Raw genomic sequence first — 18,140 nt, forward strand, 5'->3', positions numbered from 1 at the left:
TTCTTCGCGTGATGCGTTGACCTCGCGTCCCCCAGTAAATGATAATGCGTCGCATTTTCGTAAAAATATTACAACGCATTACAGGGAAATATGAGTCAAAAGCCACATGCGGTGCGGACTGCCGTCCTCGCACTGTTCGCTGCCCACGCCTTGCCTGCCGGCATCGCCCACGCACAGTCGGAAACCCCCGCGCCCGCGCCGCAGGAGCTGCCTGCGGTCACCGTCAAGGCGGACGTCAGCCGGGAGCTTGGCGCCGGCTACAACCCGCCCAACGCGGTCAGCGCCACGCGTACCGAGGCGCCGCTGCGCGACATTCCGCAGACCGTCAACGTGGTCACCAGCGAGGTCATGCAGGACCAGCATGCCAACTCGATGCAGGACGTTCTCAAGAACGTGCCGGGTGTGAGCTTTTCCACCGGCGACGGCCAGCGTGACCAAGTGTCGATCCGTGGCTTCTCGGCCATCGCCGACCAGTTCGTGGACGGCATCCGTGACGACGCGCTGTACTTCCGCGACCTCTCCAACGTCGACCGCGTGGAAGTCATCAAGGGCCCGGCCGCCGTGCTGTATGGCCGGGGCTCGTCCGGCGGCCTGATCAACCGCGTGACCAAGAAGCCGGGCATCGACGTGGCCGACTTCAGCTTCAGCTACGGCTCGTGGGCCGACAAGCGGGCCGAAGTCGACGTCGGCAAGGTGTTCGGCAACGGCGCCGCGGCGTTCCGCCTGACCGGCGCGCTGGAGGATGCCGACAGCTACCGCTCGCAGCAATTCCTGCGCCGCTCGGCGATCGCGCCGTCGCTGGAATTGCGCCTCGCGCCCCAGACCACGGTGTTGCTGCAGGCCGATTACCTCGAGGACAAGCGCGTTACCGACTTCGGCATCCCGGCGTACCGGGGCCGTCCGGTGAACGTGCGGCCCTCCACCTACTACGGCGCGGCCAACGCGCGCGATGTGGATACCTCGGAGTCGCGCGTGTACTCGGGCACGGCCACGATCAACCATCGCTTCAATGAGAACTGGTCGATCCGCAACGCCACGCGCTACTACCATTACTCGCTCGACCGTAACAACACGCTGTCCGGCACGGTCAACGAGGTGGCCCAGACCGTGTCGTTCAATCGTTCCAATGTGTATCGCGAAGAACACGGCTGGTTCAACCAGACCGACCTGACGCAGAAGGCCACGCTCTTCGGGATGCAGCACGAACTGCTCTACGGGGTGGAAGTCGGCCAGCAGAACAAGGACCTGGTCAACTACTCGCGCAACAACGTGGCCACGGTGAACCTGTTCAACCCGGTGCTGCCCGTGCTGCCGCTGCTGGTGGGCGGCACGCCATCGGCCAACAACCTCGGCATCTTCAAGACGCTCGGCCTGTACACGCAGGACATGATGACGCTGACCGAGCACTGGAAGGCGCTGGTGGGCGTGCGCTACGACCGCTTCGAGCAGGAGACCATCGAGCGCCGGCCGGGCCAGCCCAACCTGGCGCGCACCGACAACAACTGGAGCCCGCGCGCGGGGCTGGTGTGGCAGCCGTCGAAGGTGCAGTCCTACTACCTGTCGTGGAGCAAGTCGTTCCAGCCGTCGGGCGAGAACTTCTCGTTGGCCGCCAACAACGCCGAACTGGCACCGGAGACCACCAACAATACCGAGTTGGGCGCCAAGTACGACTTCCTGGACGGCAAGGCCAGCACCACGGTGTCGGTGTTCCGGCTCGAGCGCAGCAATATCAAGGTGGCGAATGCCACCGGCACGGCCCTGATGCCGATTGGCGAGCAGCGCACCGACGGCGTGGAGCTGAGCGGCGCCGCCGAGCTGGGGCAGGGCTGGAAGGTGCTGGCCGGCTATGCCTACCTGGATGCCACGGTGACGAAGTCGACCGCCGCGCTGGAAGGCAAGCGCGCCACGCTGACGCCGCGCCACTCGGGCAACCTATGGCTGACCAAGTCGCTCGGACATGGCTTTGGCGTGGGTGGCGGCCTGAACCTCGTCGGCGCGCGCATGGCCGATCCGGCCAACACGGTCACGCTGCCCGGCTATGTCACGGCCGACATGATGGCCTGGTACCGCCGGGGCCCGTTCGAGGCCCAGCTCAATGTCTACAACCTCTTCAACCAGGGCTACATCGTCTCCGCGCACGGTTCGAGTCCGAACCTGAACATGCCCGGCGCGCCGCGTAGCGTGGTGGCCACGCTGCGGTACCGGATGTAAGCGGTGCCGGCCTCGCTGGCATAGCAGAAAAACGAAAACGGCCCGTCGATGCGGGCCGTTATCTCGTCACAGCGTCGTCACAGCGTTGTAATCGTTACTCGGCGGTCATGTGCGCGTTCTTCGCCAGGCGACCGAGCCGCTCGCGCTCGGCATGGATGAACGCGACGAAGCTCTCCACCGAGCCGCCCGCCGGCTCGATGCCGTTTGGCAGCAGCCGCTCGCGGATCTCCGGCGTCTGCATGCCGGCGGTCAGCTCCGCATTCAGCCGCTTGATGATCGCCGGATCCGTGCCCTTCGGCGCGAAGATGCCGGCCCAATGGCCGATCCGCACCTCGGGCAGGCCCTGCTCGGCCGTGGTGGGGATGTTGGGCGCGGCAGCCATGCGCCTGTCCCAGGTTGCGCCCAGCGCCTTGAGCTTGCCGGCCTTGATCTGTGGCAATACCACCACGCTGGCCTCCGAAGTCGCCGCCACCTGGCCGCCGATCACCGCCGTGATGCTCTCCGAGCCGCTCTTGTACGGCACCACGGTCAGCTGCGCGCCCTTCTCCTTGAGCATCTCCTCGACGAAGTGGGGCGTGCTGCCGCTGCCGGCGGTGGCGAACGGCGCGCCACCCTGCTTCTTCGAGTACTCGATCAGATCCTTGAGGTTGTTCACCGGCAGCGACGGCGACGCGACGATGACCGACGGGCTGACCGCGATCAGCCCAACCGGCACGAGGTCATCGGGCGCATACGGCATCTTCGTGCGAATCAGGCTGTTGGTGACCGTGCCCACGGCGCCCACCAGGAAGGTGTAGCCGTCCGGCTTGCTCTTGGCGACGTAGTCCGCGCCGACCACGCCGCCGGCGCCCGGCCGGTTCTCGATCACCACGGGCTGGCCGATCCGCTTGCTCACCGCTTCGGCCCCCGCGCGAGCGACGAGGTCGTTGGCGCCGCCTGCCGTGAACGGCACGACGAACTTGATCACGTGGTTGGGCCAGGCGTCGGCGGCATGGGCCGGGGCGGTGCCGCACAGCGCGGCGGTGGCGAGGGCGAGGGCCATCGCCCCGCCATGGATGGGGATACGCATGCTTGTCTCCGGTATCTGTTGTGGTGTGTACCAACGTCGATGGTACCGAATGCGGCTGTCAATTGCCTGACGGCGGATCAGCGCAGCGGGGAGGGCGGCCGGCGCCCGGGGCGGGCGGCGGCGCTATTCATGCTGTGCACAGTGTGACGGCAAGGAGGGAGAGGAGGGCGAGGAGGGCGAGGACGGCGTGCGGGAACCGATGACCGGTCAATGATCGCGTTCCCAGGTCTGGGTGCGGCCGATCAGGCTGATGCCGATGAAGCCGCGCACGTTGAGCTTCTTGCCGTCGTCCGCCAGCGCCATCTTGCACTTGTAAAGCTTGCCGGTCTCGGGGTCGAGGATCTCGCCGCCGGTGTACTCGTTGTCGCCCGTCTTGCGCAGGCCCGTCAGCAGCGTCATGCCGATGACCGGCTGGTCCTTGCGGGCGTCGGTGCACTTGTCGCAGACCTTGGGTTTGCTCTCGGCGGTCTCCACCAGGCTCTTCACGAGGCGCCCGCTGTAGACGCCGTCCTTCTCGGTGATCTCGATCACGCCGCGCGGCTTGCCGGTGGCGTCGTCGATGGTCTTCCACGTGCCGGCCGGCGTGGCCTGCGCGAGCGCCACGGCGCTGGCGGCGAAGGCGGCCGCGAACACGGTGGCGCGCAGCAGCGTGCGTGGGAGGGAAATGCGCATGAGGGTCTCCTGGTTCAGTGTGTCGGGATGGTGCGAAGGTGTCGCGACGCCAATCTACTGGCGCGCGCGCCGCACCGCAATCACCACTGCGCGTTTGCGTACGCACCAGCGGTGCGCCGCCGTCCCCCGCAATCGACCGCCGTACGGGGGTTTGCGGGATTATGCCGTGCAGCATGCGACGCCGCGCGGCGGGGCCGAAGCATTCCTCTAAGGGGAACTCCGGGGTCGTCCGGGCGCCTGCGGACGCTCGGCCGGTACCTCATCGACACCCCATCGGCACGCTGTGTTCTCTGACCACGCAGCGCTGTGTCGCACGCACGCGGTGCGACGCTGCATCGGGTGTGTCGCGGGTGGTGTCGCGCGCTGTCGAAGCGATGCCGGCGCGTGTCGATGACGTGTCGAAGCGTGTCCAAACATCGTCATCGCATCGCGCACGGTGACAAACCGTTGCGTTGACGCATCACTCTTTCGTCGTACTCGCGCAACTGTCGGATCGACGCACGGCGGTGTCGGCGCATGTCCGACGCGATGACATCGAACCCTCGCGCATCGATGCGCGTGAAGCGTGCCGAGCGAGTGCCGGAGCGTCGCCGTGCGAGGCCATCGCGGCGTGCGCGTGCGTGGCCAGCATGCCGTGGCGAGGCACCGTGCGCATTACATGCCATCGCCGTGAAAGCCAACATCCATGCGGCTTTCCGGTGGATCACGCGGCGCGCCGCCGTGCGTGATGACGGCGCGTTCGGCAGCCTTCGACAGTGTGCGATCGAGGGCGGCGAGGTGTCACGCGAGGCTGTGCGACGCAGTGCGCGACGCCATCGAATCGACGCGCATCGACCTCGCGGAGGAACTTCGGAAGGCGTGTGGAAGTCGAGATGAACAAGCGTGTCGATGATGCTGTCATCGCGATGCGTGAGCGAAGTAGATCGACTCGCTCGCGCACGCAAGTTTTTTTGCACTTTTTTCTTAACATCATCGAACAAACGAATTATGATTCGCCTTGACAAGAGTCTCAGTTCATTGCATCGACGTATCGCAGCGACAAGCAACAAGCAGAAGCAACGATGATGGCGATGACTCGATGCAGTGAATGCGGGTAGCCGAGGAGCACCAGAACTTTGACGCAGACCAAGCCGAACCGGCTTCTCAAAACGCGTGCAGTCTCCTGTAGCCCAGTGACGGGATGGGCGAGCTACCCCCGAATGATTGCCGTCTGCCGTGCGCGAGGCCATGCCCGCACCGCAGGCCTGCTGACCGATATCTCCTCTTTCCTGGTCGTGCGCCGACGTAACGGGCGGCGCGGGCCAATCGAATATTCCAGGGCGCGGCATGCCCCGGACACCCGCCTGCAGGCTGGCTTTGCCGCCCGCGGGGGTCCGTTGCGCTGCCGCTTGAACGCCGCGTGTCGCGGCATCCCTGTCACCGAATTCATTAGCGTGCGACCGAAGCTGTGCCGTGCGCCGATGAATCGCTCGCTCGACTGGAGTCACGCGGTATCGCGCTTCGGGTCGGTCGGGTCGCCATCCTAGGTCATTCGATATTTCACGCTAGTGAAGGAGTTATCCATGGCAACTGCTGCAAAGAAAAAGCCGGCGGCTAAGAAAGCCGCCAAGCCGGCCGCCAAGAAGGCCGTCGTGAAGAAGGTCGCCGCCAAGAAGGCTGCTCCGGCCGCCAAGAAGGCTGCTGCCAAGAAGGTTGCAACGAAGAAGGTTGCTGCCAAGAAGGTAGCCGCCAAGAAGGCACCGGCAAAGAAGGCCGCTGTGAAGAAGGTAGCCGCCAAGAAGGTTGCAACGAAGAAGGTTGCAGCCAAGAAGGTAGTCGCCAAGAAGGCAGCCCCGGCCAAGAAGGCCGCGGTCAAGAAGGTAGCCGCCAAGAAGGCCCCGGCCAAGAAGGCCGTTGCCGCCAAGAAGCCGGCCGCCAAGAAGGCTGTAGCCAAGAAGGCCGCTCCGGCCAAGAAGGCTGCACCGGCCAAGAAGGCTGCTGCTGCGAAGAAGCCGGCTGCTGCGAAGAAGCCTGCTGCTGCCAAGAAGCCTGCTGCTGCGAAGAAGCCGGCTGCCAAGAAGGCTGCTGCGAAGAAGCCGGCTGCCAAGAAGGCGCCTGCTGCCAAGCCTGCCGCGGCTCCTGCCGTTGCACCCGCTGCTGCTGCAAAGACCGCGCTGAACCCGGCTGCGGCCTGGCCGTTCCCGACGGGTACCCGTCCGTAATCGCTTCGCCTCGTGCGAACGATCACAACTGGGAAGCGCCAGGGCACGCATCGCGTGCCGCACTGACCGGATACCTCGTATCCGGTCCGCAAGACAGCTGTCTTGCCGACCCGCCGATGGCATTCGCCCGGCGGGTTTTTTATCGCCCAAAGAAAAACGCCGCGGCCCGGAGGCGCGCGGCGTTGGGGTCGGGCACGGTGTGCCCGGTCCGGGTGCGTGGTGCGATCAGTGGGTCACGCGCGTCACGCCGCCCGAGGACAGCAGGCGCACGCGCTCGCCGGGTCGGAACGCCTCGTCGGCTTCCTGGGTGATGGCGCGCATCTCGCCGTTGTCGAGCTTCACCGTGATCTCCAGGCCGCGACGCTGCTGGATCTTGTTCTCCGCCGCGCTGCCGGCCAGGCCGCCGATCACTGCGCCCAGCAGGCCCGCCGCAATCGCGCCGTTGCCGCCGCCGATGGTGCTGCCCGCCGCGATGCCGCCGATGGCGCCACCGGCCAGCGTGCCCGCGCCGGTCTGCCCGCCCTGGATCAGCACCTCGCGTACGCCCTCCACCACGCCGTAGCGCACGGTCTGCTCACGCTGGGCCTGGCCCGAGGTGTAGACGCTGTTGGAGTTCGACCAGCTGGCGCAGCCCGAGACCAGGCTTGCCGCCACCAGGACGGCCACGCCGCCGGTGCGGACGATGTTCGGCACGATGTTTCTCATGATTGACTTCCTTCCCGTAAAGACCCGCGCTCCGCGATGTCGGCGGATGCCGGCCGGGCGCCGCCGCCTTGTGGGCACGGCGCCGGCAGCGTCCGGCTTACGCGTAGCGGTAACCGAATGCGGACTGGAACCGGTTGCCGATGTCCTCGCGCGAGAGCCAGTGGTTCTGCGGCCCCTGGCGGGCGATCTTGAGCGCGCCCATGAGCGAGGCGAGGCGGCCGGTGGTTTCCCAGTCCAACCCGTTTTCGATGCCGTAGAGCAGGCCGCCGCGGAAGGCGTCGCCGCAACCGGTGGGGTCGACGACCTGTTCGGCGGGCACGGCCGGAATGGCGTACTGCTGGCCATCGGCAAAGATGCTGGCGCCGCGCTCGCCGTGCGTCACGATGAACGCGCGAACCTTGGCGGCAACCTCGGCGCTGGTCCAGGCCGTGCGGGACAGCAGGACCTGCGCTTCGTAGTCATTGACCGTCACGTAGCTGGCGAGTTCAATGAACTGGCGCAGGTCTTCGCCGTTGAACAGGGGCATGGCCTGACCCAGATCAAAGATGAACGGAATGCCGGCTTCGGCGAACTGCTGCGCGTGGTGCAGCATGCCCTCGCGGCTGTCCGGCGCCACGATGCCAAGGGCGGGCTGGCGGCCGGCCGTCAGCGCATCCTGCACGCTGTTCAGCTGCGACTGGCTCATCGCGCCCGGGTGGAAGGCGGTGATCTGGTTGTTGTCGAGATCGGTCGTGATCATCGCCTGCGCGGTGAAGGTGCCCGGCAGCGTGCGGATGTGATCCGTGACGATGTCGAGTTTGCGCAGGTAGTCCAGGTACGGGCCGGCGTCCTCGCCCACGGTGCCCATCACCACTGGCTCGCCGCCGAGCATCTTGAGCGTGTAGGCGATGTTGCCGGCGCAGCCGCCAAACTCTCGCCGCATGCCCGGCACCAGGAACGACACGTTCAGCATGTGGATCTGGTCGGGCAGGATGTGTTCGCGGAAGCGCCCGTCGAACGTCATGATGGTGTCGTAGGCAACGGAGCCACAGATCAAGCTGGCCATTCTTCCTCGCAATCGAATACGGATGATACGGTTGAAAAAGACGCCGCCCGTGCGGAGACGGGCGGCGTTCGTACTTGTCAGATACCGGTGATGCCGAAGGCCTCCGGCAGCTTACTTCAACGCGGCCAGGGCGGCGTCGTAGTTCGGTTCTTGCTTGATCTCGGGCACGAGTTCGCTGTACTTCACAGCGTTGTTTTCGTCGAGCACGACCACGGCGCGTGCGGCCACGCCGGCCAGCGGGCCGGTCTTGATGTCCACGCCATAGGCGTTCTTGAACTCGGCGCCACGCATGGTCGAGAGCGGCACCACGTTGGCCAGGCCTTCGGCCGTGCAGAAGCGGCCCATGGCGAACGGCAGGTCGGCCGAGATGGTCAGCACCACGGTGTTGTCCAGCGTGCTGGCAGCTTCATTGAACTTGCGGGCGGATGCCTGGCACACCGGCGTATCCAGGCTCGGCACGATGTTCAGCACCTTGCGCTTGCCGGCGAAGTCGGCCAGCTTCACATCCTTCAGGTCCTTGCCCACGAGGGAAAAGTCGGGGGCCTTGTCGCCTGCCTGGGGAAACTTGCCGCCAACTTCGATGGCGTTGCCGCCGAGGGTCACATTGCTCATGGTCACTCCTGTACTGGGATGGGATGTTCGTCCGCGCTGCCCGGTGCGAACCGGCGGCGCGGCGGGGCGCTGGATATCAGGGGTAGAAGATCAGCACGCGGTAGTTGGCCGCCGTCTGGTCTGTCCGGAATCGTACCCGAACCGGCAGCTCGCTGCCCGCGCGCAGGCCCAGCGTTGCGAAGGCACGCTGCGCGGGCTCGAGGTATTCGGTCGGTTGCAGCACGCGGCGCAGCAGCAACTGGTCTTGCAGGTCGGTCATCACCAGTTCGATCGCGGGCAGCGCGGTAGTGGCGCGGCCCTGGTTACGCATGGTGACGGCGAGCTGGTAAACATCGGTCGCCTCGTCCTGTTTCTGAAGCTGGGAGCTGTCGATGCGCAGCGCTTCGAGGTCGCGCCAGGGCGGCACCTCGCAGCCAAGTGGCGCACAGGCGGCCTCGAGCAGCGGACGCAGCACCGGCACGCGGCCGGCCAGCTGGCTGCGGCCGAGGTAGGCGCCCTGCAGCAGCGCGCCGATGGCCAGCAGCACCACGGCGATGCGCACCCAGACGCGCTTGCTGACAGGCACGACCACCTTGGCGCGTGCCGGGCGCGCGCGTTCGCGGTCACGCGCGTGGCGCAGGAAATCGGGGGCGAAGACCGGGCCCGGCGATACCTCGCGGCGGATCCAGTGGCGCGTGGTGGATTCGCGTGCGATGGCATCGGGCGTGCCCTCGCGCGACGTATCGAGCGCATTGGCGCTGGCCGACGCGACATCGTCCTCCCCTTCACGCGCGAATTCCTCGGCCGGCGCCACGGTGGGATCGGCGGCACGCAGGTATTCGCTCGCGCTGCGTACCGGCTCGGTATGCGGGAAGGGGTTGGTCGGCGGCAGCGACTCGGCCGCCTCCGGCGTGGGGCTGGGGGATGGACTCGAGGACGGCACCGGCGGCCACGCGGCCCTGGCGCTGTACGCGCCGGACGGCGGCGGGCTGGCCGACGCCGGGGCGAATGCCGCAGCGGGGTCGAGTGACGAGTGCGCCGGCACGGCCGGGGCGGGTGCCGCCGGGGCAGGGGGAGGTTCGCCAAAGGCCGAATGATCGAGGGTCGGCCAGGGTGCCGACGGCGCGACAGGCGCGGGCGCTGCGGCTTCCTCTATGGGCTCGGGCTCGGGTTCGGGTTCCGGCTCGGGCGCAACTTCCGCCACGGGCGCCGGTTCCGGTTCTGGCACAACCACCGGTTCCGGCTCGACTTCGTTCTCATGTTCCGGCGCCAGACCCAGTTCCACTTCCGGCTGCGGCGCCGGTGGCGCCTCGGGTGCTGGCTCTTGCCGTACCGGCGGCTGCTCGGCCTCCGGCATCATCATGGTCGGCGAATCGAGCGCCGGCACGTCATAGCCGGGATCGAAGCCCGGATCGAACGGCGTTTCCTGCGCATGGGCACGCGCGTTGGCCTGGGCCTGCTCGGCATGGGCCAGCGCAGCGGCCACGCTCGGGCCGGCAGTCGTTGACACCGTCGTCGGCACCGGCGCAGGCGTCGGCGCGGCAGCCGAGGCGGCCGGTACCGGCACTTCAATCAGGTGTTCGCGCGCGTCGAAGACGGTATCGCACTGTCCGCAACGGACCAGGCCCTGGCGCAGGCGCAACTGGTCCGCCACAAGCCGGAACGCGGTGCGGCAGGCCGGACAACGCGTGACAAGCTTGGCGGCAGCCATGGTGTCGAATCAGGAAGGGTTGGCGGAGGAGCTGGCGGCGTCGGCGCGGGTGCCGTGCAGGCAGACCCAGCCTTCCTCGCTGCGCCAGACCGACATGGCCAGCCAGGGCGCATAGGCGGCGGCCACTTCGTCCGCCTGCCGTTCCAGCACGCCCGAGAGGATCAGCCGGCCGCCCGGGCGCACGCGCGCACTGAGCATGGCCGCCATCAGCTTGAGCGGATTGGAGAGGATATTGGCCACCACGAGGTCGTAGGTGGCGTCTGATACGGAATCCGGCAGCGCGAAAGTGGCCGCCACCTGGTTGCGTTCCGCGTTGTAGCGCGACGCCTCCACGGCATTCGGATCGATGTCGATGCCGAGCGTATCGCCCGCACCGAGTTTCTTGGCGACGATGGCCAGGATGCCCGAGCCGCAGCCGTAATCGAGCACGGTCTCGCCGGCCCGCACGTTCTGCTCGAGCCACTGCATGCACAGCCGCGTGGTCGGATGGCTGCCCGTGCCGAAGGCCAGGCCGGGGTCCAGCTCCAGCACCACGGCGTCCGGCTCCGGGGCGTCGTGCCACGACGGCACCACCCAGAGCCGTTCGCCGATGCGGATCGGCGCGAACTGCGACTGGGTCAGGCGCACCCAGTCCTGGTCTTCCACCGCGCGCAACGCGAAGTCCGGCACCGGATCGACATTCAGCGCGTTGGCGGCCGCAGCCACCACGAGCGCCGGGTCGGTCTCGTCGTCGAACAGGGCCACCACGCGCGAGCGGTTCCAGGCCAGCCGCGTCGGCTCGAGCCCGGGCTCGCCGAACAGCGGCTGCTCATCGGGCGTGTCGGCATCGGCGTCTTCCACCGAGACCGACAGCGCGCCGAGGTCGAACAATGCGTCGGACCAGGCCTCGGCCTGCTCCTGCGCAATTTCGATCACACATTCCTGGAAAGCCACGTGATTCCTTGCTGCGACGATGCCGGCCGAGGCGGGGCCTCAGGCCTTCTCGCCCTTGGCCACGGCCTTCTGGGCCAGGCGGTGTTCAAGATAATGGATGCTGGTGCCGCCTTCGACGAAGTTGGCATCGAGCATCAGTTCGCGGTGCAGCGGCACATTGGTCAGGATGCCGTCCACCACCATCTCCGACAGCGCGATGCGCATGCGGGCGATGGCCTGGTCACGCGTGGCGCCGTACGTGATGATCTTGCCGATCATCGAATCGTAGTTAGGCGGCACGAAGTAGCCATCATACGCGTGCGAGTCCACCCGCACGCCGGGGCCGCCCGGCATGTGCCAGGCGGTGATGCGGCCCGGCGACGGCGTGAACTTGAACGGGTCCTCGGCGTTGATCCGGCACTCGAGGGCGTGGCCCTGGATCTGCACGTCCTTCTGGCGGAAGCGCAGCTTCTCGCCGTAGGCGATGCGGATCTGTTCCTGCACGATGTCGATGCCCGTGATCATCTCGGTGACCGGGTGCTCCACCTGCACGCGCGTGTTCATCTCGATGAAGTAGAACTCGTTGTTCTCGTACAGGAACTCGAACGTGCCGGCGCCCCGGTAGCCGATCTTCTTGCAGGCCTCGGCGCAGCGGTCGCCGATGCGCTCGATCAGGCGGCGCGGGATGTGCGGGGCCGGTGCTTCCTCGATCACCTTCTGGTGGCGGCGCTGCATCGAGCAGTCACGCTCGCCCAGCCAGATGGCTTGCCGGTGCTGGTCTGCCAGGATCTGGATTTCCACGTGGCGCGGATTCTCCAGGAACTTCTCCATGTAGACCTCGGGGTTGCCGAAGGCGCGGCCGGCTTCCTCGCGCGTCATGTTGACGGCGTTGATCAGCGCGGCCTCGGTGTGCACCACGCGCATGCCACGGCCACCACCGCCGCCAGCGGCCTTGATGATGACCGGATAGCCCACGCGGCGCGCGGTGGCCAGGATTTCCTTGGGGTCGTCGGGCAGGGCGCCTTCGGAGCCCGGCACGCACGGCACGCCGGACTTGATCATGGACTGCTTGGCGGACACCTTGTCGCCCATCAGGCGAATGCTGTCCGAGGTCGGGCCGATGAAGACGAAGCCGGACTTCTCCACGCGCTCGGCGAAGTCGGCGTTCTCCGACAGGAAGCCGTAGCCCGGGTGGATGGCCTGGGCGTCGGTGACCTCGGCGGCCGAGATGATGGCCGGCATGTTCAGGTACGACAGCGGGGACGGCGCCGGGCCGATACAGACGGCCTCGTCGGCCAGCTTGACGTACTTGGCTTCCTTGTCGGCTTCCGAGTACACCACCACGGTCTTGATACCCAGCTCGCGGCAGGCGCGCTGGATGCGAAGGGCGATTTCGCCCCGGTTCGCGATCAGAATTTTTTCAAACATGGTCTCTCTCTGCGAGAACGGGTGCCGGCCCGGCAAGTCGGGCCCCGGCGCGGGGCCGGTGTTGCAAAGCAGGGCGCCACGCGGCGGCCTGAAGCGTGCCAAGCATGGGGGAGCAGGGGCGATGCAGGCCCGCCCCGATCCCCGTGCCGGGGCCGATTGGGCGCGGGCGACGGGGGCGCGGCGGGCAGGCTCGCATCAGCCGATCACGAACAGCGGTTGGCCGTATTCGACGGCCTGGCCGTTCTCGACCAGGATTTCCTTGATCACGCCGGCCTTGTCGCACTCGATTTCGTTGAGCAGCTTCATGGCCTCGATGATGCAGACGGTCTGGCCTTCCTTGACGGTGTCGCCCACGTTCACGAACGGGGCGGCGCCCGGCGACGGTGCGCGGTAGAACGTGCCGACCATCGGCGAGGTGACGACGTGGCCCGACGGAACCTGGGCGGCTTCCGGTGCGGCGGCCGGCGCCATCGGGGCGACGGGGGCAGCGCCCGGCAGGGCCTGCATCTGGGGCATGGCCATCGGGGCGGCGATCACCTGGGGCGGCGCCTTGACGATGCGTACCTTGCCGTCACCTTCGGTGACTTCCAGTTCCGAGATGCCGGATTCGGCCACCAGGTCGATCAGCGTCTTCAGCTTGCGCAGGTCCATCTTCTTATCCTCCAGAATCGGGTTGTCCGGTCTCCTCCCGAGGGAAGGAAACGGCGGCGGTGAGTCATTGATTGGTCTGCCGCGCTGGCCGCGAGGCAGGGTCCGGGCATTCCTGATGCTGTGCCGACGCGCGGGCAGCCTTCAATCGCCCGGGGCCGCGGCCGTCTGCCCCAGCACGTATTCCAGCGCCAGCAGGTAACCCTGCCAGCCCAGGCCGCAGATCACGCCCACGGCCTGATCCGAGAAATACGAGTGATGACGGAACGGTTCGCGGCGATGCACGTTCGACAGATGTATCTCCACGAACGGGATCGCCACGGCGGCCAGGGCATCGCGCAGCGCCACGCTGGTGTGCGTATAGGCTGCCGGGTTGATGAGGATGAAGTCCACCCCCTCGCCGCGTGCTGCCTGGATACGATCCACCAGCGCCCCTTCATGGTTGGACTGGAACGTATCAAGATCCAGGCCAGCCGTGGCGGCGCGTTTTGCCAGCGCATCGTTGATGTCGGCGAGCGTCGTGTGCCCGTACGTCTGCGGTTCGCGCGTGCCCAGCATATTGAGGTTCGGTCCATGCAGGACCAGCACCTTCCGGTAGCGCGCGGCGCCGTTTTCGGCGGAAGTTGAAGACACGGTAGCTCGACCAGATCAACGAAATTGCGCGGAGATTACCGTAGCTTAGAGGGATTTGTCTAGCACGCGATACAAGGCCACGTGGCGTGGCCGGCGCATTTCAGAGTCTTCTCACGGAATTTGGTGTCCGCGCGCTCAGACTGGGGTGGTAGTCACCCCATTGAGCGGAGATCCCGGGCAGTTGGGCCGTGTTTCGGCCCAGAAGCCCGATTTCACGCGCCGGGCAGCACCTTGCGCAATTCCTCGGCGTGCACGCGGCCCATCTTGCGGTATTTCACCGAGCCGTCGGGGTTGATGACCACGGTATAGGGCAGGCCCCCCTGCGCGTTGCCGAAACTGCGCGACAGCTCGGTGCCTGCGAACCCGGCCACGGCCAGTGGATAGGCCACCGGCACCTTCTTGAGGAACTGCTGGATATTGCTGGCCGAATCGATGCCGATGCCGACGAATTCGACGTTGCGCTGGGCATATTCGCCATGCAAGGCCGTCAACTCGGGCATTTCTTCCACGCACGGGCCGCACCAGGGCGCCCAGAAGTTCACCACCAGGGTCTTGCCGCGCAGCTTGGTCAGATCCAGTTCCACCCCGGCGGGGTCCGGCATCTTGGTCTGGAAGAAGGTCTCGACGGCCTGGTCGGCCACCGGCTTGGGAGATAACACGAAATGACCGACGATGGCGCCGCCAGCGGCGGCCACGATGGCAACGACGAGCCACAGGCCCAGGCGGGAGCGGCGGATGGGGGTGGAGCCGGGTGCGGAGGCGGTCATCTGGGGGCGCTATCTATATAGAGAGGGTTCGGAGGATCAGGGCGCGGGCGGTTCGGCCGGCTCGGGGGTGCTCAGGGCGCGCACGGCGGCCAGGTCGGCACGCGCGACGCGCCCGCTGGCATCCGCCCGCACGGCGCCGCGTTCGTCGATGGCATCGTACAGCGCAATATGAATGCCGACCGGCGCGCCAAGTTCCGCGCGGACCTCGCCGGCCAGCGCGCGGCATTCGCGCGCCGCCGGCCATTGGCCGCGCCACAGGAAGCTCAGCGTCTCCACGTCGCCCCGGCCGGCGAAGTGCCGGCTTTCGCTGGTGTCGAAGTCCACGCCGGCGTTGAGCAGGTGCAGCGCGACGTCCTTGGGACTGTCGCAGAAGCATTGCAGATAGACATCGGAATGCTCGGTGGCCGTGCCGTTGAGCACCGCGCCGACCAGATAAGGCCGGAAACTGGCCAGGTCTTCCATCGCCAGCACGGCCAGCCGGCGCAGCAGCGCAAGGATGCGCGGCTGGCTCTCGGGATGGAACAGTGCCTGGTACGCGCGGACTTCTTCCTCGATCATGTCGTTATCAGGCAGCCATTCGCCGGCAACGCGCATGTCGCCGAGCAGCTGCTTGGCGGCCTTGCGCTTGGCGGTGGCGTAGTCGGCGCCGTCCTCGGCGATCATGCGGGCCGCGGCCTGGGCGATTTCCTCGCGTACGCGGGTCGGGTCGGGGATGTTGCGTCTGGACATGCCGCGATGATACGCCGCTTGCCTGGTCGTGGTGCCGGGCTTGGTGCCGCGGCCGGGTGTCGCAGTCCGGGCGGAGGGCTCGGGTACAATCGACCGCTATCCCGCCCGGCGCCCCGGGCGCACGCCATTTCCCCCGACGCATCCCATGCATATTCACATCCTCGGCATCTGCGGTACTTTCATGGGCGGCCTTGCGGTCCTCGCCCGGCAGGCGGGTCACCGCGTGACCGGCTGCGACGCCAACGTCTACCCGCCCATGAGCACCCAGCTGGAAGCCCAGGGCATCGACCTGATCGAAGGCTTCGACCCGTTCCAGCTCTCGCTGGAGCCGGACCTGTTCGTGATCGGCAACGTGGTGTCGCGCGGCAATCCGCTGATGGAAGCCATCCTCGATCGCAATCTGCCGTACGTCTCCGGCCCGCAATGGCTGGGCGAGCACGTGCTCAACGGCAAATGGGTGCTGGCGGTGGCCGGTACGCATGGCAAGACGACCACCACGTCGATGCTGTCCTGGATCCTTGAGGACGCTGGCTACAACCCGGGCTTCCTGGTCGGCGGCGTGCCACAAAACTTCGGTATCTCCGCGCGACTGACACCATCGGACTTCTTCGTCATCGAAGCCGACGAATACGACACAGCCTTCTTCGACAAGCGCAGCAAGTTCGTCCACTATCGCCCGCGCACGGCCATCCTGAACAACCTCGAGTTCGATCACGCCGACATCTTCCCGGATCTTGCCGCCATCGAGACGCAATTCCATCACTTGGTGCGCACCGTGCCGGGGCAGGGCCGCATCCTCGTGAACGGCGTGGAGCCGGCGCTGGCGCGCGTGCTGGAGCGCGGCTGCTGGAGCGAGGTCGAGCAGTTCGGCGTGGGCGACTGGAAAGAGAGCGATGCGCCGGCGCCGGCTCCGGCGGGCAAGGATGCCTTCGATGTCTGGTTCGGCGATGCGGTGCAGGGCACGGTCGTCTGGGACCTGCAAGGCACCCACAACCGCATGAACGCGATTGCTGCCATCGCCGCCGCCCGCCATGTGGGCGTGACGCCGGCGCAGGCCATCGAGTCGCTGGGTCGCTTCGCCAACGTCAAGCGCCGCATGGAAGTGCGCGGCGTGGCCAACGGCATCACGGTCTATGACGACTTCGCGCACCATCCCACGGCCATCCAGACCACGCTCGACGGCCTGCGCCGCCGGGTGGGCAACGCCCGCATCCTGGCTGTGCTGGAGCCGCGCTCCAATACGATGAAGCTCGGCGTCATGGCCGCGCAACTGCCGGCCAGCCTGGAAGGCGCCGATCGGGTGTTCGGCTACGGTGCGCCGGCGGGCAAGGACGCGCTGGGCTGGAACCTCGGTGAGGCGCTGGCACCACTTGGCGACAAGGCCGCCGCCTATCAGGACCTCGGCGAGCTGGTCGCGGCCGTCACGGCAGCCGCCCGCCCCGGCGACCATGTGCTCGTGATGAGCAATGGCGGCTTCGGCGGCGTGCATCAGAAGCTGCTCGACGCGCTCGCCGCCTGATCAAGAATCGACAAGGGTCCGACGATGCTGCTGTATCTGCACGGCTTCCGCTCCTCGCCGCAATCGTTCAAGTCGCGGCTTGTGCAAGAGCGGATGCGCGCCTGGGGCGTGGAGAAATATTTCGCCTGCCCCACGCTCAATGTCTCGCCGGCCCAGGCCATCGCCCAGGCCGAGGCCGCCATCCGGGGCGCCCGCGCCGGGGGCGAGACGGACATCGCCATCATCGGTTCGTCGCTGGGCGGCTTCTATGCGCGCTGGCTGGCCGAGCGCCATGGCTGCCGTGCGGTGCTGCTCAATCCGGCGATCCATCCGTGGACCGACCTGGAGAAGTACCTGGGCGAGCAGCCGCTGTATCACGGCGGCGGATCGGTCGTGGTGGAGCGTAGCCACCTTCAGGAATTGCTCGATCTGCGTGTCGAAAAGATCACAAAACCAGCGCGCTATTACCTGCTGGCGGCGACTGGCGACGAGGTGCTCGACTACCGCGAGATGGTCGAAGCCTGCCCGGGTGCCCACATCCGCATCATCGAAGGCAGCGACCACGGCATCAGCGAGTTCGAAGACTACGTGGACGACGTGCTCGCTTTCTGCGGCTACGGCCCCGGCGGCAAGCTGCCCGCCTCCCGCCCGGACCCGGCATGAGCGATTCGCTGTACCGGACGCCGCGCACCGGCGCGTGGCGGGCGCATTTGCCGTTCGATGCCGACATCCCCTTCAACCTGCGCCGCTGGGTGATTGGCGAGGGCTCGCTGACCGCCCGGCTGATGGCCGCCTCCGCGCAGTTCCGCGTCAAGCGGCTCGCCCAGTCGCTCCAACGGCCGTTTGCCGATGAATGGCGGACCATCGGCCTGATCCGGCCCGTGCCGGCCATCACGCGCGAAGTGCTGCTTATCTGCGACGATGTGCCGGCCATCTTCGCCCATACCATCGTCGATCCGCACCACGCGCCGCGCGACTGGCCGTTCCTGCGCGGCTTAGGTGAGCGCCCGCTCGGTGGGGCGCTGTTTATCGATCCGCGCGTGCGGCGCGAGCCGTTCCAGTTTGCGCGGCTGCGTCCGGAGCATCCGCTGCGGCAGGCCCTGGCCCGCGTGGTGCCGGCCATGCAGGATGTGCCGATGCTGCCCGCGCGGCGCTCGGTGTTCCGGCGCGGCGGCGGCACCATGCTGGTGACCGAGGTCTTCCTGCCAGACCTGCTGCGCCGGCCTGCGCCGGCGGCGGTGCGGTATCATCCGGAGTCCGACCGGCCACATCTGCCGGACCCATTGCCATATGGCGGCCCACGGCGCCCATCCATCACGG

General features: G+C 67.2%; 16 protein-coding genes and 1 pseudogene. 5 read left to right on the plus strand and 12 right to left on the minus strand.

Features of this window, described 5'->3' with window-relative positions; genetic code table 11:
- Window positions 1-90: 90 nt before the first annotated feature.
- A complete protein-coding gene (locus BM115_RS21065; protein WP_092298667.1) occupies window positions 91-2,211 on the plus strand; it encodes a TonB-dependent receptor in 2,121 nt (706 codons plus the stop codon).
- Window positions 2,212-2,305: 94 nt separating this feature from the next.
- On the opposite strand, the gene BM115_RS21070 is transcribed toward BM115_RS21065, so the two are convergent.
- Both BM115_RS21070 and BM115_RS21075 read right to left on the minus strand, forming a co-directional pair.
- Window positions 2,306-3,280 carry a Bug family tripartite tricarboxylate transporter substrate binding protein gene (locus BM115_RS21070; RefSeq protein WP_092298669.1) on the minus strand — a complete coding sequence of 325 codons (975 nt, stop codon included), beginning with the start codon at window positions 3,278-3,280 and terminating at the stop codon, window positions 2,306-2,308.
- A 207-nt stretch (window positions 3,281-3,487) separates the two neighbouring features.
- Window positions 3,488-3,952: a DUF2147 domain-containing protein gene (locus tag BM115_RS21075; RefSeq protein WP_092298671.1), complete on the minus strand. Its 465-nt coding sequence runs from the start codon at window positions 3,950-3,952 to the stop codon at window positions 3,488-3,490.
- A gap of 1,562 nt (window positions 3,953-5,514) precedes the next feature.
- Between BM115_RS21075 and BM115_RS21085 the strand changes: the two genes are divergently transcribed.
- The gene (locus BM115_RS21085) at window positions 5,515-6,153 is read left to right on the plus strand and encodes a histone H1-like DNA-binding protein (RefSeq protein ID WP_092298675.1); all 639 of its coding nucleotides are present in this window, start codon (window positions 5,515-5,517) and stop codon (window positions 6,151-6,153) included.
- A 225-nt stretch (window positions 6,154-6,378) separates the two neighbouring features.
- Here the strand turns inward: BM115_RS21085 and BM115_RS21090 are convergent, their stop codons facing one another.
- The 10 genes from BM115_RS21090 to BM115_RS21135 form a co-directional block, all read right to left on the minus strand.
- Window positions 6,379-6,858 (minus strand): outer membrane lipoprotein, encoded by a 480-nt coding sequence (locus BM115_RS21090; protein WP_369823518.1) that lies wholly within the window; start codon window positions 6,856-6,858, stop codon window positions 6,379-6,381.
- 97 nt (window positions 6,859-6,955) lie between these two features.
- Window positions 6,956-7,903 carry a carbohydrate kinase family protein gene (locus tag BM115_RS21095; RefSeq protein ID WP_092298678.1) on the minus strand — a complete coding sequence of 316 codons (948 nt, stop codon included), beginning with the start codon at window positions 7,901-7,903 and terminating at the stop codon, window positions 6,956-6,958.
- A 111-nt stretch (window positions 7,904-8,014) separates the two neighbouring features.
- Window positions 8,015-8,515, minus strand: coding sequence for a thiol peroxidase (tpx, locus tag BM115_RS21100; RefSeq protein WP_092298681.1), 501 nt, complete (start codon window positions 8,513-8,515; stop codon window positions 8,015-8,017).
- Window positions 8,516-8,591: 76 nt separating this feature from the next.
- On the minus strand, window positions 8,592-10,205 hold the full coding sequence (locus tag BM115_RS21105; protein WP_092298684.1) for a DUF3426 domain-containing protein: 1,614 nt from the start codon (window positions 10,203-10,205) through the stop codon (window positions 8,592-8,594).
- A 9-nt stretch (window positions 10,206-10,214) separates the two neighbouring features.
- Window positions 10,215-11,138 (minus strand): 50S ribosomal protein L11 methyltransferase, encoded by a 924-nt coding sequence (prmA, locus tag BM115_RS21110; protein ID WP_092298687.1) that lies wholly within the window; start codon window positions 11,136-11,138, stop codon window positions 10,215-10,217.
- 39 nt (window positions 11,139-11,177) lie between these two features.
- Window positions 11,178-12,545 (minus strand): acetyl-CoA carboxylase biotin carboxylase subunit, encoded by a 1,368-nt coding sequence (gene accC, locus BM115_RS21115; protein ID WP_092298690.1) that lies wholly within the window; start codon window positions 12,543-12,545, stop codon window positions 11,178-11,180.
- Window positions 12,546-12,740: 195 nt separating this feature from the next.
- Window positions 12,741-13,196 (minus strand): acetyl-CoA carboxylase biotin carboxyl carrier protein, encoded by a 456-nt coding sequence (gene accB / locus BM115_RS21120; RefSeq protein WP_092298693.1) that lies wholly within the window; start codon window positions 13,194-13,196, stop codon window positions 12,741-12,743.
- Window positions 13,197-13,337: 141 nt separating this feature from the next.
- Complete coding sequence (gene aroQ / locus BM115_RS21125) at window positions 13,338-13,826, minus strand: type II 3-dehydroquinate dehydratase (RefSeq protein ID WP_177219981.1); 489 nt, start codon at window positions 13,824-13,826, stop codon at window positions 13,338-13,340.
- A gap of 212 nt (window positions 13,827-14,038) precedes the next feature.
- Window positions 14,039-14,593 (minus strand): TlpA family protein disulfide reductase, encoded by a 555-nt coding sequence (locus tag BM115_RS21130; RefSeq protein WP_092298696.1) that lies wholly within the window; start codon window positions 14,591-14,593, stop codon window positions 14,039-14,041.
- Window positions 14,594-14,629: 36 nt separating this feature from the next.
- Window positions 14,630-15,322 (minus strand): UDP-N-acetylmuramate--alanine ligase, encoded by a 693-nt coding sequence (locus BM115_RS21135; RefSeq protein WP_092298699.1) that lies wholly within the window; start codon window positions 15,320-15,322, stop codon window positions 14,630-14,632.
- Window positions 15,323-15,467: 145 nt separating this feature from the next.
- Here BM115_RS21135 and mpl point away from each other — a divergent pair, with 145 nt between their 5' ends.
- From mpl to BM115_RS21150, 3 genes and pseudogenes are all read left to right on the plus strand, one after another.
- Complete coding sequence (gene mpl / locus BM115_RS21140) at window positions 15,468-16,841, plus strand: UDP-N-acetylmuramate:L-alanyl-gamma-D-glutamyl-meso-diaminopimelate ligase (protein ID WP_092298702.1); 1,374 nt, start codon at window positions 15,468-15,470, stop codon at window positions 16,839-16,841.
- 24 nt (window positions 16,842-16,865) lie between these two features.
- On the plus strand, window positions 16,866-17,483 hold the full coding sequence (locus tag BM115_RS21145; protein WP_092298705.1) for a YqiA/YcfP family alpha/beta fold hydrolase: 618 nt from the start codon (window positions 16,866-16,868) through the stop codon (window positions 17,481-17,483).
- Window positions 17,480-18,052 (plus strand): annotated as a pseudogene (locus tag BM115_RS21150) (chorismate lyase); the annotation flags it as partial. The gene BM115_RS21145 and the pseudogene BM115_RS21150, both read left to right, overlap by 4 nt.
- Window positions 18,053-18,140 lie beyond the last annotated feature (88 nt).

Source organism: Cupriavidus sp. OV096, from assembly GCF_900115455.1.
Taxonomy (GTDB): domain Bacteria; phylum Pseudomonadota; class Gammaproteobacteria; order Burkholderiales; family Burkholderiaceae; genus Cupriavidus.

Excerpts from the sequence above, each read along its gene's own strand:
- tpx (WP_092298681.1), bottom strand. The coding sequence starts at position 8,515 with ATGAGCAATGTGACCCTCGGCGGCAACGCCATCGAAGTTGGCGGCAAG.
- BM115_RS21075 (WP_092298671.1), bottom strand. The coding sequence starts at position 3,952 with ATGCGCATTTCCCTCCCACGCACGCTGCTGCGCGCCACCGTGTTCGCG.
- BM115_RS21145 (WP_092298705.1), top strand. The coding sequence starts at position 16,866 with ATGCTGCTGTATCTGCACGGCTTCCGCTCCTCGCCGCAATCGTTCAAG.
- accB (WP_092298693.1), bottom strand. The coding sequence starts at position 13,196 with ATGGACCTGCGCAAGCTGAAGACGCTGATCGACCTGGTGGCCGAATCC.
- BM115_RS21070 (WP_092298669.1), bottom strand. The coding sequence starts at position 3,280 with ATGCGTATCCCCATCCATGGCGGGGCGATGGCCCTCGCCCTCGCCACC.
- BM115_RS21090 (WP_369823518.1), bottom strand. The coding sequence starts at position 6,858 with ATGAGAAACATCGTGCCGAACATCGTCCGCACCGGCGGCGTGGCCGTC.
- BM115_RS21065 (WP_092298667.1), top strand. The coding sequence starts at position 91 with ATGAGTCAAAAGCCACATGCGGTGCGGACTGCCGTCCTCGCACTGTTC.
- BM115_RS21130 (WP_092298696.1), bottom strand. The coding sequence starts at position 14,593 with ATGACCGCCTCCGCACCCGGCTCCACCCCCATCCGCCGCTCCCGCCTG.
- accC (WP_092298690.1), bottom strand. The coding sequence starts at position 12,545 with ATGTTTGAAAAAATTCTGATCGCGAACCGGGGCGAAATCGCCCTTCGC.
- BM115_RS21095 (WP_092298678.1), bottom strand. The coding sequence starts at position 7,903 with ATGGCCAGCTTGATCTGTGGCTCCGTTGCCTACGACACCATCATGACG.
- BM115_RS21135 (WP_092298699.1), bottom strand. The coding sequence starts at position 15,322 with ATGTCCAGACGCAACATCCCCGACCCGACCCGCGTACGCGAGGAAATC.
- BM115_RS21085 (WP_092298675.1), top strand. The coding sequence starts at position 5,515 with ATGGCAACTGCTGCAAAGAAAAAGCCGGCGGCTAAGAAAGCCGCCAAG.
- BM115_RS21105 (WP_092298684.1), bottom strand. The coding sequence starts at position 10,205 with ATGGCTGCCGCCAAGCTTGTCACGCGTTGTCCGGCCTGCCGCACCGCG.
- mpl (WP_092298702.1), top strand. The coding sequence starts at position 15,468 with ATGCATATTCACATCCTCGGCATCTGCGGTACTTTCATGGGCGGCCTT.